The sequence below is a fragment of the Amycolatopsis sp. NBC_00345 genome (genome assembly GCF_036116635.1).
GTDB lineage: Bacteria > Actinomycetota > Actinomycetes > Mycobacteriales > Pseudonocardiaceae > Amycolatopsis.
Genome location: NZ_CP107995.1, coordinates 7,592,342 through 7,606,239, shown reverse-complemented (window position 1 = coordinate 7,606,239; position 13,898 = coordinate 7,592,342). Strand labels below are relative to the sequence as shown.

Sequence of the window (13,898 nt, the reverse complement as noted above, 5' to 3'; positions counted from 1 at the left end):
CTAACCGGCAGCGGGGCTCAAGGGACTCAAGCCCAAGGCCCGATCCCGCCGACCTTCTCCACCGTGATGCGCACGATCACCGCCGTCGGGGAGTTCTCGTTGCCCAGCTGGTAGCGCTCCGCGCCGAGGAAGCGGCGGGCCTGGCGGTCCATCAGGGCGGTGAACTCGTCCGGGATGCCGGGGCCCTCGACCGACGCGCGGCCGCGGATGAGCAGGTACTGGGGGAGGCCGGCGGGGTTGCGCTCGTCGTGGTCCTCGATCAGCAGGGTCACGCGGGGGTCGGCGCGGATGTTGCGGACCTTGGGGCGGCGTTCCTCCATGCCGATCACCACGTCGTCGCCGTCGAGGGAGGACCAGATCAGTGAGGTTTGGGGGCTGCCGTCCGGGTTGATGGTGGTCAGGACGGCGTTGAACGGCCGCTCGAACAGCCGGTGCGTGCTTTCGGGAAGCTGCATGGCACGACCCTAGCCAGCGCCGGACAGCCGGAGTCAAGCGAGATAAGCCTCGATGGCCGCCGCGATCGCGTCGGCGTAGTGGGTCCGGCCGGGGGCCGAGGACATCTGCGCGGCCTCCGCGCCGTTGCGCATGTTGCCGCACTCCACGAGCACCGTCGGGCGGGTCGAAAGGTTGAGGCCACCCAGGTCGGAGCGGGCGGACAGGCCCTCGGAGCCGATGTAGGTCGAGGTGGCGAAGCCGTCGGAGCGCAGGCCGTCGCGCAGGGCCCGCGCCAAGGCCGTCGACGGGGCGCCCTGTGCGGCGTTCAGCGGCGGTGACGAGTACGCCACGTGGAAGCCGTGCGCGTTCGCCGACGTCGAGCCGTCGGCGTGGATGGAGACGACCGCGTCGGCGTTCGCGTCGTTGCCGATCTCGGCGCGGCGGTCCACGCACGGGCCGACGCCGGAGTCGTCGGAACGCGTGTAGACGACCTTGATCCCCTTGGCGGACAACGCTTCCCCGACCTGCTTGGCCACGGCGAAGTTGAACGCGTGCTCGGTGTACCCGGCGTTCGTCGACGTGCCGGTGGTGTTGCACGGCTTCATCTCACCGCGCCCGGCCGGCACGCTCCGGTTGATCTCCTTGGGGTGTGAGCCGTTCCCGCCGTTGTGCCCGGGATCCAGCACCACGACCTTGCCCGCAGCCGGAGACGACGGAGACGGTGGAGCGGCCGATGACGTCGACGGCGCCGGAGGCGGCGAAACCGAAGCTGACGCCGAAGAGGACGGGCCCGGCAACGGCGCCGAGGAGGACGAAGGCGCCGCCCCACCACCGCCGTCACACCCCGCGAGCAGGACAACGCCGGCCAACAGCAGAAGAGGGTTCACGCGCACGGCGACCACGGTGCCACAGCCCGCCCGCCATCCCGCGCCGCGGCGCGCCACAGCCCGCCGCCTGACCGGGCGAACCGCCCACGCGGCTACGCTGGTGGAGACCCACATCAGCGGAAGGATCGAGTGCGATCATGGTGCAACCCGGCGGCGGCGGCTTCGATCTGTCACAGATCATGCAGCAGGCGCAGCAGATGCAGCAAAAGCTGGTCGAGGCCCAGGAGAAGCTCGCGGCCACCGAGGTCACCGGCTCCGCGGGCGGCGGCCTGGTCACGGCGACCGTGTCCGGCGACAGCCAGCTGAAGGGCCTCGTCATCGACCCGAAGGTGGTCGACCCCGAAGACGTCGAGACGCTCTCCGACCTCGTCGTCGCGGCGGTGCGCGACGCGTCGGCGAACGCGCAGAAGCTCACCGAGAAGGAGCTCGGCCCGCTCGCGGGCGGCCTCGGCGGCGGCGGCGGGATGCCGGACCTCGGCGCACTCGGCTTCGGCGGCTGACCCTTGTACGAGGGTGTGGTCCAGGACCTGATCGACGAGCTCGGGCGGCTGCCCGGGGTCGGTCCGAAGAGTGCGCAGCGCATCGCGTTCCACCTGCTCGCCACGGACCCCGTCGACATCGGGCGGCTGCAGGACGTGCTGGGCAAGGTCAAGGAGGGGGTGCAGTTCTGCGAGATCTGCGGCAACGTCTCCGAACAGCCGACCTGCCGCATCTGCCGCGACGAGCGCCGCGACCTCACGGTGATCTGCGTGGTCGAGGAGCCGAAGGACGTGCTGGCGGTCGAGCGCACGCGTGAGTTCAAGGGCCGCTACCACGTGCTGGGCGGCGCGCTGGACCCGCTTTCGGGCATCGGCCCCGAGCAGCTGCGCATGCGTGAGCTGCTCAAGCGCATCGGCGAGGCGGACGTGAGTGAGATCATCATCGCCACGGACCCCAACACCGAGGGCGAGGCCACGGCCACCTACCTGGTCCGCATGCTGCGGGACTTCCCGGGCCTGTCCGTGACGCGGCTCGCGTCCGGCCTGCCCATGGGCGGTGACCTGGAGTTCGCCGACGAGCTGACCCTCGGCCGGGCGCTGTCCGGCCGTCGTCTGCTCTAGCTTGATGCGCCCCAATGTGGCGTTCGGTGCGTTGGACGCACCGAACGCCACATTGGGTGCGTTGGACGCAACCAACGCCACATTGGGGCGCTTTCAGCAATAACCGAGCTGTGCCAACGAGTTCACGATGATCTCGGACGGGTGGTACTTGTCCATCCAGGACTCGCCACGCCGATTCTGGTACGTGTCCAGGAAGTTCTGCAGTTTGTCGCCGCGCATCTCGGTGAGCACGACGGTTTCGCCGAGGTGCTGCGGGGTTTCCGTGCGCTCACGGTGCACCGCGCAGGGCAGGCCGAGGTAGTAGCACTCGGCGGACAGGCCGCCCGAGTCGGTGACCACGTACTCCGCGCGTGCCACCAGCGGCAGGAACTTCAGGTAACGCATCTTGGGCTGCGCGATGAACTTGTCGTCGAACAGATTGTCCAGGCCCAGCGCGCGGATCTTCTCGCGCTCCGGCGCTCCGGCCATGTACAGGATCGGCATCTGGCGGCTCTGCTCGCGCAGGATTTCCAGCGCCTCACGGTACTTGTCCGCGCGCGAGACCAGCTCGAAGCGGTGCAGCGTGGCCAGGCCGAACTTCTCCGGCAGGTTCGGCACGTCCAGCGGCTGGTTGATGGCCAGGCGCATCGCGTCGATGGCCGTGTTCGCCTCGGTGTCGACGACAACGCCGCGCGCGTGACGCAGGTTGTTCACTTCACGCGCGCTCGGCGCGAAGTGCATGTCGACGATCTTCGCCGCGATCTTGCGGTTCAGCTCCTCCGGCAGCGGCGACATGATGCTGCCCGACCGCGCCCCGGCCTCGACGTGCCCGACGCGCGCCTTGAGGATGCGCTTGCCGATCAGCGAGCCGTACGGCGTGGTGAAGGTGTCGCCGTGCACCAGAACCAGCGGCGGGCGCCCGTCCTCGTTCAGCGCGGCGCGCAACTCGTGCCGACGGCCCCACGCGGTGCGCAGCACCTGCGCGGCCCAGCCCGGCACCTGCGCCGGCGACTCCAGGTTGTGCGCCTTGTCTTCGGGCACCAGCCAGACGTCGGGCTCCGGCAGCTTCAGGTCGGCGAGCACGTCCGCGACCTCGTCCACGTGCTGTGCGGTGAACCAGATCTTCGGCCGCATGCCGCGTTCGGCGATCCCGTGGTAAACCGGCGCGATCTTGATCAGTTCCGCCGTGGTGCCGAGAATGAAGGAAATCACCGTGAGGCCCATTTCTGGTCGGTTTGCGGTGCCCGAAGGATACTGGGGACCCCCGGCACGGGGGCACAGGGTAGCCTCGGCCCGGTGAGTGCGAACCCGCTCCTCCCTTCGCTCAGCGTCGTGATTCCGGTCTACAACGAGCAGGACTGGATCGCCCGCAGCGTCGGCGCACTGGTCACAGCCTGCGCCGCCGCGGGCTGGCCGGCCGAGATCGTGGTGGTCGACGACGGCAGCACCGACGGCACCCCGGAGACGCTCGCCGCACTCCAGCAGCAGCACGGCATCACCGTGCTCGCCCAGCCGAACAGCGGCCGGTTCGAGGCCCGCCTCGCGGGGCTGGCCAAGGCGTCCGGGCAGCAGGTCCTGCTGCTGGACAGCCGCGTGATCGTCGACGAGGGCGCGCTCGCCTTCCTGCGCGACCAGCTGCTCGCGCACCCCGAGCGCACGGTCTGGAACGGCCACATCAACGTCGCCTCCGAGAACAACCCGTACGCGGGCTTCCTCGCCGGCCTGGTGAAGATTCCGTGGCGGCGCTACTGCGCCAATCCGCGCCTGATGTCCTTCGGAATCGAAGAATTCGATGTGTTCCCCAAGGGCACCGGATTCTTTTCCGCGCCGCGCGATGTTCTCGAGCGGGCCTGCGCGGCGTTCGAATCGCTGTTCGACGATTCCCGCTTCGCCAGCGACGACACCGGTGTGCTGCGCTGGATCGCCGAACGCCACCGGATCTTCCTGGCCCCCGAACTGTCCGCGACCTACCACGGGCGCGACTCGTTCAAGAAGTTCGCCGCCCAGTCCTATTTCCGCGGCACCACGTTCGTCGACTCCTATCTCGCCTCACCCGGCCCGGCGCGCAACGGCCTCTTCGCCGCGTTCGCCGTGGGCGCGCTCGGCCTCGGCCTCGCCGCCCGCCGGCCGAAGACCGCCGTCGCGCTCGCCGCCGCGGGCTCGGCTGTCGCCGGTGCCGCCGTGACGCGCTTCGGCGCCACGAAGTCCGAGGCCCGCGCGGTCGCCATGCTCACCCCGGTGTTCGGCGCCGGATTCGGCGCGGGCGCCGTTCGCGGCCTGATCCTCGCCCTGCGCGCCCGGCTGGGCCGATCCGGTCGATGAGCACCCCCGTGACCGACGAGGACCAGCGCGGGCTGGCCAGGGAAACCGGCCGCTCGGCGGGCAAGATCGGCATCTCGCTGCTGGTCGCCATCGGCCTCGGGTACGTCCTGACGCTGCTGGCCGCCCGCTGGCTCGGACCTGCGGACAGCAAGGTCTTCCTTTCCTTCTGGGGCATCCTGATGGGACTGGGCAGTGCCCTGTCGCCGTTGGAGCAGGAGCTTTCGCGCCAGTCGGCGGTCGCCGCGCTGGACGGCCACAAGCCCGGGCGGTCCGCGCTGCGGGCGCTCACCGTCGGTGCCGTGATCGTCGCGGTGGTCGCCGGGCTCACGCTGGTGGTGCCGGTGCTCAGCGAGCGCCTGTACTCGGGCCGCACCGAACTCGGGATCATCGTGTTCTGCGGCGCGCTCTCGTTCGCCTGCCAGTTCGCGGCCAGGGGGCTGCTGGTCGGGGCGCAGCGGATCGCCCAGTACTCGTGGCTGGTGTTCGCCGAGGCCGCGGTCCGCGTGGTGGTGCTCGCCGGGGTGTTCGTGGCGGGCCTGACCGGAATCGCGTCCTTCGCCATCGCCGCGGCGGCCGGCTCGTTCGCCTGGCTGCTGTTCGTGCGGCCGATCAGCAGCCTGATCGACCCGCACATCGACGGCGAGTCGTGGCGGCCGGTCACCTCCCGGATCGTGCTGCTCATGGCGGGCGCCGGGCTCACCGCCAGCGTCATCACGGGCTACCCCGCGATGGTCAGCCTGCTCGCCCCGGCCGGCGACGACGTGAAGGTCGGCGTGCTGTTCGCCACGCTGCAGGTTTCGAGAGTCCCGCTGCTGCTGCTTTCGCCGTTGCAGGCGCTCGCGGTGCCAACCGTGGTGCGGCTCTCCGGCACCGCGGAAGGCATGCACCGCCTCCGCCGCCTGCTCGCGCTCGGCACGCTCGGCACCCTCGTCGTGGGGGTCGTCGGCGCGCTGGTCGGACTGCTCATCGGGCCGTGGCTGGTGCAGCTGTTGTTCGGCGCGAAGTACGCGTTCGCCCAGGGCTGGTGGGTCGGCGGGATGGTGTGGGGGGCCGTGCTGCTCACGGCCATGCAGCTGATGACCGCCGTGCTCGTCGCCAGGACGCAGGCCAACAAGGTGCTCGTCACCTGGGCTGTGGTCGCTGTTTCGACTGCGTTGGTGCTGCTGTTCCTGCCGGGTGACACGATCTTGCGGGCGGTCGTCGGGCTGGCCGTCGGGCCGACGGTCGGGCTCGTGGTCGCGGCGGCGTTCGTACTGCGACGGCCAGGCAACGTGAAGAGCCTGCCGGGCGTCTGAGTAGTGTGCACGCGGGGTCAGGCCGCCGAAGAGGTCGGTGTGAAGAGCCGGTGAGGGTTGGACAGCGAATCCGATGAACGTAGTACTGATCTTGCTCGCCTTCTGGGTGCCAGGACTGGTGTTCGGCACCGCGATCGGGCTTCGCGGCTGGACGCTCGCCGCGGCCGGGCCGTTGCTGACCTTCGGCATCGTCGCGCTCGGCATTCCCGTGCTCGGCGGGCTCGGCATCCGCTGGAACCTGCTCGACGTGGCACTGTGGACGGTGCTGGTGGCCCTGATCGGCTTCGGCCTCGGGTTCGCCGTCCGCCGCTTCACCGCCCGCCGTCACCCGGACTGGGTGGCCGACGAGGAGAAGCCGGCCCGCTCGATCCGTGACCACGTGCTGATCGGCCTCGGTGTCGCGGTCGGCATGGCGGTCGGCACCGTCACCTTCCTGCGCGGCTCCCACGGGATCGACAACGTGCAGCAGGGCTTCGACGCGCCGTTCCACGGGAACCTGGTGCGCTGGATCGCCGAGCACGGCGACGCGCGGCCGTCCACTGTGGGCACGATCGCGAACCTGCCGAACCAGACCAACTACTTCTACCCCGACACCTACCACGCGCTGCTCGCCCTGGTCTTCGGCAAGGGCGGCCTGACGATGATGCCGACGCTGAACCTCGCGGTGCTCGCCGTGATCATCAGCGTGCCGCTCGGTGTGGCCGCGATGTGCCGGGCCTGGAACATGCCGCCGCTGGCCGTGGCCGCCGCGGCCGCCGTCACCACCTGGTTCACCGCGTTCCCGTACGACTCGCTGTGGCGCGGCCCGTTGTGGCCGTACGTCGCCGGCGTCGCGATGATCCCGGCCATGCTGGCGCTCGCGAAGTACCTGCTCCGGCCGCGCGGGATCGCGGGGCCGGTCGCGATCGGCGTCGGCGTCGCGGGCCTCACCGGCCTGCACACCAGCCTGGTGTTCGTCATCGCGGTCTACTTCATCCTCATCCTGATCGCGGTGCTGCTGCGCTGGGAGAAGATCGACTGGCGCCGGTCCGCGCCTTCGCTCGTCACGACCGTGGTGCTGGCCGTTGTGCTCGGCGTGCCGCTGGTGCTGCCTTCGCTGTACAACGCGGGCGGCGTGACCGGCGCGTACTGGTCGTCCGAGGCATCGGTGACCGGCGGCATCGGCGAGACGATCACGTTCTCCCCGATGGCCGACTTCCCGCAGTGGTGGATCGGCGTGCCCGCGCTCATCGGCATTTTCCTGCTGGTCAAGCGGCGCCGGATGATGTGGATGGTGGGCGCGTACATCGTGTTCGGCGGCCTGTTCGCGGCCACCGTCTCGCTGGAGACGCCGCTGATCCACACCATCACCGGCATCTTCTACAACGACCACTGGCGCATCGCCGCGCTGGTCCCGCTGGCCGGCGCGGTGGCGTTCGGCGAGTTCGTGGACACCTCGGGCCACTGGTTCGCCCGCAAGGTGGGCACCCGCGTCCACCTCAAGCCCGCGACGCTCACCCTGGTCGGCGTCCTGCTGGTCGGCCTCGTGCTCGGCGGGCTGAGCCGCGGCGGCTACATCGGCCGCAACTCCTCGCGGCTGGGGATCAACTACGGCAACGGCCCCACGGTGTCGAAGGCCGAAGAAGCCGCGTACACCTGGCTCGCCCAGCACACCGCCCCCGGCGAGGCCGTGATGAACGACCGGTCCGACGGCTCGGTGTGGATGTACGCGCTGTCCGGCGTCACCCCGGTCGAATGGACCTTCTACGGCGCCGACGCCTCCACCAAGGCGGGTTACCTCAGCGTGTGGCTCGACGACATCGACAAGTACCCACAGGTGCGCAAGGACCTCACCGACCTGCACGTGCGTTACGTGATCGTGGGCAAGGGACTGGTGACGCCCGATTCCGTCCGATCGGTCGGTGTCGCGCGCGTCGCCCCTGGTCCCGAGTTCCACGAAGTGTTCCGCAACGACGGCGCCACGATCTACCAGATCGAGGGACAGCAGGGCGTCGTCACGGCGGGTGCATCGCCTGGGTCCGACCGCCCTCACGGGCAGTAAGAAGATAGAGTGATCTCCGTGTCCACTACGTCCGTGCACACCCGACGCGTGCTCATCGTGATGCCGGCCCTGAATGAACAGGCCAGCGTCGGGTCCGTCATCGCCCAGGTCAGAGCCTCATTGCCGGATATGGACGTCCTGGTCGTCGACGACGGCTCGGTGGACGACACGGCCCGGCTGGCCCGTGCGGCCGGCGCGGAAGTGGCCCGGCTCTCGGTCAACCTCGGTGTCGGCGGCGCGATGCGCACCGGCTTCCGGTACGCCGCCGCGCGCGGCTACGACGTCGTGGTCCAGGTGGACGCCGACGGCCAGCACGACCCGGAAGAGGTCAGCGCGCTGCTCTCCGGGCTGGACGACGCCGACATCGTGATCGGCTCGCGGTTCGCGGGCAAGGGCTCGTACAAGGCGAGTGGCCCGCGCAAGTACGCGATGGTGGCGCTCTCGCTGGTGTTCTCGCGGCTCGCCCGCCGGAAGATCACCGACGTCACGTCCGGTTTCAAGGCCATGGGCCCGAAAGCCATCCGGTTGTTCGCTTCGTATTACCCGGCCGAGTACCTCGGTGACACAGTGGAGTCGCTGGTGATGGCGATCCGCGCGAAGCTCGTCATCGCCGAGGTCCCGGTGGTCATGCGGGAGCGCGCGGCCGGCACGCCCAGCCACTCGCCGGTGAAATCGGCGGTATACCTCGGCCGCGCGGGCCTCGCGTTGTTGCTCGCGCTCGTCCGCCGCCGTCCGTCCGTCGACTCGTCCGACGCAGCGTAAGGGGATTTCATGGCCGGCTGGCGGGTACTCAGCATCATCGTCGCGTGCCTGGTGCTGTTCGTCGTCCTCGAGATGATGCGGCGCCGGAAGCTCCGGGAGAAGTACGCGGGCGTGTGGCTCGTGGTCGCCGTCGGCGTGGTGGTGCTGGCGGTCATCCCGCAGGCCGCCGAGTTCCTGGCGAAGATCACCGGCGTGCAGACGCCGTCGAACTTCGTGTTCCTCCTGGCCGGCGTGGTGCTGGCGCTGGTCGCGCTGCACCTGTCCACCGAGGTCGGGCACCTGGAGGAAGAGGTCCGGACCTCGGTCGAGGAGATCGCGCTGCTGCGCTGCGAGCTCGAGGATGCCAAGCGTGAGCTGGAAACCCGCATCGCCGCGCTGGAGGACAAGACCGCGACCCCGGACAACATCAAGGGCCTGCCCGAAGTGAGCCCCGCACGCGCACGCTGATCGACGCACTCGACGCCGCCCCGCCTCGGCTGGGCGGCGTTCGTGTGCTCGCCTTCGATGGGCCGTCCGGCTCCGGCAAGTCGACCGCGGCCGTCGAGGCGCTTTCGCTGCTGGGGCCGCGAGCGGCGCTGGTGACCACGGATGCGTTCGCCACCTGGACTTCCCCGGTGTCGTGGTGGCCGGAGCTGGTCTCGGGGGTGCTGGAACCGCTCGCGGCCGGGCGGAGTGGTTCATACCAGCGAATGGACTGGTCCACCGGCGTGCCCCGGCCGGGTGCGCGCGTGGCCGTCGAAGTCCCGGAGGTCCTTGTCCTGGAAGGGGTCTCCTGCGGCCGCCGCTCGGTGCGGCCGCTGCTTTCCCTGCTGTGCTGGGTCGAAGGCGGCACGGAGGCCGAACGGCTGGCGAGCGCCGTCGCCCGTGACGGCGAGGCCCATCGCGCCGAATTGCGGAAATGGCAGCTCTTCGAACGCGGCTGGTTCGCCGTGGACGGCACCAGGGACGCGGCCGGGGCCCGGCTTCCCGGCGCCGCCCGGCTTCCCGGTGTGGCCGAGCCCGCCGACGCGCCCCTGTCCTGATCATCACCCGCTGTCCGGATCGGTTCAGACCAGCCGACTCGACCCGACCAAAGCTTTAGGCCATTTGGGTAGCGAACCCCGTACTCCTGGTGCCAAATGGCCGAAAACGACTACACAGCGTGCATAATTCCGGACTGTTTGCGGTTATTTTGGCCTGTAAGTAGCGCGATCGTAACCTCACGTGCTTAAGTGCGGGCCGAGTTCCCGCTAGTGTCGGCGAGCACACCGATCGTCCGGGGTCATCCCGACTGACCGACCGGACGGTGACTATGACCCGAACATTCCCAAGGGGTGCCAGATGCAGTTATTGCGGCTGACCCGAACGCGCCGTGCTGCCCTGATCGGGCTCGCCGGTGCGCTCGCGGTTTCGCTGACCGGGTGCGCGCAGTCCCAGCGCGACGAGGCCGGAGGCGGTGGAACCGGCGGGACGATGGTCTTCGGCGACACCGGCAACCCGAAGATGTTCGACCCGGTCTTCAACGACGACGGCGAGACGTTCCGGATCACCCGGCAGATGCTGGACACGCTGATCCAGAACAAGCCCGGCACCGCCGAGCTCGAGCCCTCACTCGCCACCAAGTGGGAGCCGAGCAACGACAGCAAGACCTGGACCTTCACGCTGAAGTCCGGCGTGAAGTTCAGCGACGGCACCCCGTTCGACGCCGCGGCTGTCTGCTACAACTTCAATCGCTGGTTCAACATGAAGGGCGCCGCCGCCCAGAGCCAGATGATCTATTACGGCGACGTCTTCGAGGGCTTCGCCAAGAACGAAGGCGACGCCGGCGGCGACCCCGTGTACAAGAGCTGCGACGCCCCGAACGCCGGCACCGCGGTGCTGAACCTGAACAAGGCCAAGGGTGCTTTCCCGGCCGCGTTCACGCTGCCTTCGTTCGCGATGCAGAGCCCGACCGCGCTGAAGCAGTTCAACGCGGACCAGGTCACGCAGTCCGGGGACTCGTTCTCCTACAGCGACTACGCGTACAAGCACGTGACCGGCACCGGCCCGTTCAAGTTCGAGGGCTGGGACCAGGGCAAGGGCGAGATCACGCTGGTCCGCAACGACACCAGCGCCGAGCCGGCCAAGCTCGACAAGCTCGTGTTCAAGGTCATCCCGGACGAGAACGCCCGTAAGCAGGCCCTCAAGGCCGGCGACATCCAGGGTTACGACTTCCCCGCGCCCGCCGACTACGGCCTGCTGCGCAACGAGGGTGAGCAGGTGCTCATCCGCCCGTCGTTCAACGTGCTGTACCTGGGCATCAACCAGGCGGGCAACCCGAAGCTGAAGGACGTCCGGGTCCGCCAGGCGCTGGCCTACGGCATCAACCGCGACCAGTTCGTGAAGTCGAAGCTGGCCGAGGGCTCCGAGGTCGCCACCGAGTTCGTGCCGAAGGCCGTCGAGGGCTACACCGACGACGTCACGAAGTACCCGTTCGACCAGGCGAAGGCCAAGCAGCTGCTCGCCGACGCCGGCGCGTCCAACCTGACGCTGAAGTTCTACTACCCGACCGAGGTCACCCGGCCCTACATGCCGAACCCGGCCGACACGTTCACCGCGATCTCCGAGGACCTGAAGGCCATCGGCATCACGATCCAGCCGGTCGCGGAGCCGTGGAACGGCGGGTACAAGGACGACGTCCAGAAGTTCCACAAGCAGGACATCCACCTGCTCGGCTGGACCGGTGACTACAACGACGCGGGCAACTTCGTCGGCACGTTCTTCGGCCGGGAGAAGCCGGAATTCGGCTTCAACAACCCGCAGCTGTTCTCCGCCCTTTCGGCCGCCGACGCGGCGCCCGCGGGCGACCAGCACGCCAAGGCGTACCAGGCGGCGAACAAGCAGATCATGGACTTCCTGCCCGCCATTCCGATCGCGTATCCGACGCCGGCCATCGTGGTCGGGCCGAAGATCAAGGGCGTGGTGGCCAGCCCGCTCACCGACGAACGATTCAACAACGTCACCCTCGGCTGACGTGGACTGCTGAACAGCCAGGCCAAAGGGCAGGTGCCACCGCGCCTGCCCTTTGGCCTACGTTCCCGGGCTGGTTACTGATCCGACCAGAAGTAGGCCGTGACTGCAGTCGGATCAGTAACGATCGGCACAGTACAAAGGACTGCAAGTGCTCCGTTTCCTCGTGCGTCGGGTGCTACAAGCAATTCCGACGCTGCTCATCCTGTCCATTCTGGTGTTCGCCTGGTTGCGTTCCCTGCCTGGCGGTCCCGCGGCCGCGCTGCTGGGAGACAAGGCGACGCCGGAGAAGATCGCGAGCCTCAACCACGTGCTCGGGCTTGATCAGCCGATCATCCTGCAGTACTTCAAGTTCCTCGGCCGCGCCGTCACCGGCGACTTCGGCAACTCACTGGTCTCCGCGCAGCCGGTGATGTCGGAGATCGGCACGTTCCTGCCCGCCACGATCGAGCTGGGCGTCTCGGCGATGCTCATCGCGATCATCCTGGGCGTGCCGTTCGGCTACCTGGCCGCGCGTTACCGCGGCGGCGCCGTGGACAACGTCATCATCGTGCTGACCCTGATCGGGGTCGCGGTGCCGGTGTTCTTCCTCGGCTACACCATGCAGGACCTGCTTTCGGTCCCGTTGGGGCTGCCGTCGCAGGGCCGGCAGGCGCCGGGCATCGACGCCACCAGCATCACCAACTTCGCCATCCTCGACGGCATCATGACGAGCGAGTGGGACGCCGTCTGGGACGCGATCAAGCACCTGGTCCTGCCGGCCTTCGCGCTGGCCACGATCCCGCTCGCGGTGATCACGCGGATCACCCGGGCCTCGGTGCTCGAGGTGTTCAACGAGGACTTCATCCGCACGGCCAACTCGAAGGGCCTGACCCAGCAGGTGGTGCGGCAGCGGCACGTGCTGCGCAACGCCCTGCTGCCGGTGGTCACCACCATCGGCCTGCAGACCGGCGCGCTGCTCGGCGGCGCGGTGCTGACCGAGCGGGTGTTCAACTTCCGCGGCCTCGGCTTCCTGCTCGCCGAGGGCATCGAGCGGCGTGACTATCCCCGTCTGCAGGCGTTGCTGCTCTTCGGGGCGTTGGTGTACGTGCTGGTGAACATGCTGGTCGACGTCTCGTACGGGATCATCGACCCGAGGGTGCGTGTGCGATGAACACTCTGCTGAACAAGAAGAAGGAACCGATCGACAAGCTCGCCGCAGCCGCGGCGGGCGGGCGCAGTCTCGGCGCCGAGGCCCTCCGGCGGATGCTGCGCAGCCCGGTGGCGATCACCGGCGGGGCGATCACGCTGTTGTTCGTGCTGCTGGCGATCTTCGCGCCGCTGCTGGCCCCGAAGGACCCGCAGACGCGGTACCTGCAGGACCAGGTCCAGCTCGGCCGGGGCATCATCCCCGGCGCGCAGCCCGGTTTCCCGCTCGGCGTCGACGACTTCGGCCGCGACTTCCTGTCCCGGCTCCTCGTCGGCGCGCAGCAGACGCTGCTGGTCGGCGTGCTGGCCACGCTGATCGGCGTGCTGCTCGGGGTGATCATCGGCGGTCTCGCGGGCGCCTTCGGCGGCTGGGTCGACACCGTCCTCATGCGACTGGTCGACGTGCTGCTGTCGTTCCCGTCGCTGCTGCTGGCCGTCTCGATCGCGGCGCTGTTCGCGAAGCCGAGCCAGTGGACGGTCATCCTGGCCGTGTCGATCATCGGCGTGCCGGTGTTCGCCCGGCTGCTGCGCGGTTCCATGCTCGCGCAGCGGGAGGCCGACCATGTGCTGGCGGCGACCTCGCTGGGCGTGAAGCGCACGACGATCGTCTTCCGGCACATGCTGCCGAACTCGCTGGGCCCCGTGATCGTGCAGGCCACGCTGACGCTGGCCACCGCGATCCTGGAGGCCGCGGCGCTGTCGTTCCTCGGCCTCGGCGACCCGGACCCGACCCGCGCGGAATGGGGGCTGATGCTGGGCAACGCCTCGCGCCAGTTCCTCGACATCCGCCCCGAGCTCGCGTACTACCCGGCTGTCGCGATCGTGGTGGTGGCGCTCGGGTTCACGTTGCTCGGCGAGTCCCTGCGTGAAGCCCTCGACCCGAAGAACCGGCGGTGACCCC

14 protein-coding genes are annotated in these 13,898 nt (G+C 69.2%); 11 read left to right on the top strand and 3 right to left on the bottom strand.

The features are described 5' to 3' along the window. Positions 1 to 26 precede the first annotated feature (26 nt). Together OG943_RS34345 and OG943_RS34340 are read right to left on the bottom strand one after the other, a co-directional pair. Positions 27 to 455: a PPOX class F420-dependent oxidoreductase gene (locus tag OG943_RS34345; RefSeq protein WP_328605081.1), complete on the bottom strand. Its 429-nt coding sequence runs from the start codon at positions 453 to 455 to the stop codon at positions 27 to 29. A gap of 33 nt (positions 456 to 488) precedes the next feature. Next, on the bottom strand, positions 489 to 1,337 hold the full coding sequence (locus OG943_RS34340) for an N-acetylmuramoyl-L-alanine amidase (protein ID WP_328605080.1): 849 nt from the start codon (positions 1,335 to 1,337) through the stop codon (positions 489 to 491). A gap of 122 nt (positions 1,338 to 1,459) precedes the next feature. Between OG943_RS34340 and OG943_RS34335 the strand changes: the two genes are divergently transcribed. Further along, positions 1,460 to 1,822, top strand: coding sequence for a YbaB/EbfC family nucleoid-associated protein (locus OG943_RS34335; protein WP_328605079.1), 363 nt, complete (start codon positions 1,460 to 1,462; stop codon positions 1,820 to 1,822). Positions 1,823 to 1,825: 3 nt separating this feature from the next. Beyond that, positions 1,826 to 2,422: a recombination mediator RecR gene (recR, locus tag OG943_RS34330; protein ID WP_328605078.1), complete on the top strand. Its 597-nt coding sequence runs from the start codon at positions 1,826 to 1,828 to the stop codon at positions 2,420 to 2,422. A gap of 93 nt (positions 2,423 to 2,515) precedes the next feature. Here recR and OG943_RS34325 read toward each other — a convergent pair whose 3' ends face one another. Further along, on the bottom strand, positions 2,516 to 3,625 hold the full coding sequence (locus OG943_RS34325) for a UDP-N-acetylglucosamine 2-epimerase (protein WP_328605077.1): 1,110 nt from the start codon (positions 3,623 to 3,625) through the stop codon (positions 2,516 to 2,518). Between the two features lie 72 nt (positions 3,626 to 3,697). Between OG943_RS34325 and OG943_RS34320 the strand changes: the two genes are divergently transcribed. The 9 genes from OG943_RS34320 (at position 3,698) to OG943_RS34280 (ending at position 13,894) form a co-directional block, all read left to right on the top strand. After that, complete coding sequence (locus OG943_RS34320; protein ID WP_328605076.1) at positions 3,698 to 4,723, top strand: glycosyltransferase family 2 protein; 1,026 nt, start codon at positions 3,698 to 3,700, stop codon at positions 4,721 to 4,723. Then, on the top strand, positions 4,720 to 6,018 hold the full coding sequence (locus OG943_RS34315; protein WP_328605075.1) for a hypothetical protein: 1,299 nt from the start codon (positions 4,720 to 4,722) through the stop codon (positions 6,016 to 6,018). Before OG943_RS34320 ends, OG943_RS34315 begins: the two co-directional genes overlap by 4 nt. 73 nt (positions 6,019 to 6,091) lie before the next feature. Beyond that, positions 6,092 to 8,059: a DUF6541 family protein gene (locus tag OG943_RS34310; RefSeq protein ID WP_328605074.1), complete on the top strand. Its 1,968-nt coding sequence runs from the start codon at positions 6,092 to 6,094 to the stop codon at positions 8,057 to 8,059. Between the two features lie 60 nt (positions 8,060 to 8,119). Next, complete coding sequence (locus OG943_RS34305) at positions 8,120 to 8,821, top strand: glycosyltransferase family 2 protein (protein ID WP_442874826.1); 702 nt, start codon at positions 8,120 to 8,122, stop codon at positions 8,819 to 8,821. 9 nt (positions 8,822 to 8,830) lie between these two features. Continuing rightward, complete coding sequence (locus tag OG943_RS34300) at positions 8,831 to 9,268, top strand: DUF2304 domain-containing protein (RefSeq protein WP_328605072.1); 438 nt, start codon at positions 8,831 to 8,833, stop codon at positions 9,266 to 9,268. A gap of 44 nt (positions 9,269 to 9,312) precedes the next feature. Next, the gene (locus OG943_RS34295; RefSeq protein ID WP_328605071.1) at positions 9,313 to 9,843 is read left to right on the top strand and encodes a uridine kinase family protein; all 531 of its coding nucleotides are present in this window, start codon (positions 9,313 to 9,315) and stop codon (positions 9,841 to 9,843) included. Positions 9,844 to 10,141: 298 nt separating this feature from the next. After that, a complete protein-coding gene (locus tag OG943_RS34290) occupies positions 10,142 to 11,812 on the top strand; it encodes an ABC transporter substrate-binding protein (protein ID WP_328605070.1) in 1,671 nt (556 codons plus the stop codon). 148 nt (positions 11,813 to 11,960) lie between these two features. Beyond that, the gene (locus tag OG943_RS34285) at positions 11,961 to 12,962 is read left to right on the top strand and encodes an ABC transporter permease (protein WP_328605069.1); all 1,002 of its coding nucleotides are present in this window, start codon (positions 11,961 to 11,963) and stop codon (positions 12,960 to 12,962) included. Continuing rightward, a complete protein-coding gene (locus OG943_RS34280) occupies positions 12,959 to 13,894 on the top strand; it encodes an ABC transporter permease (protein WP_328605068.1) in 936 nt (311 codons plus the stop codon). Before OG943_RS34285 ends, OG943_RS34280 begins: the two co-directional genes overlap by 4 nt. Positions 13,895 to 13,898: the final 4 nt, after the last annotated feature.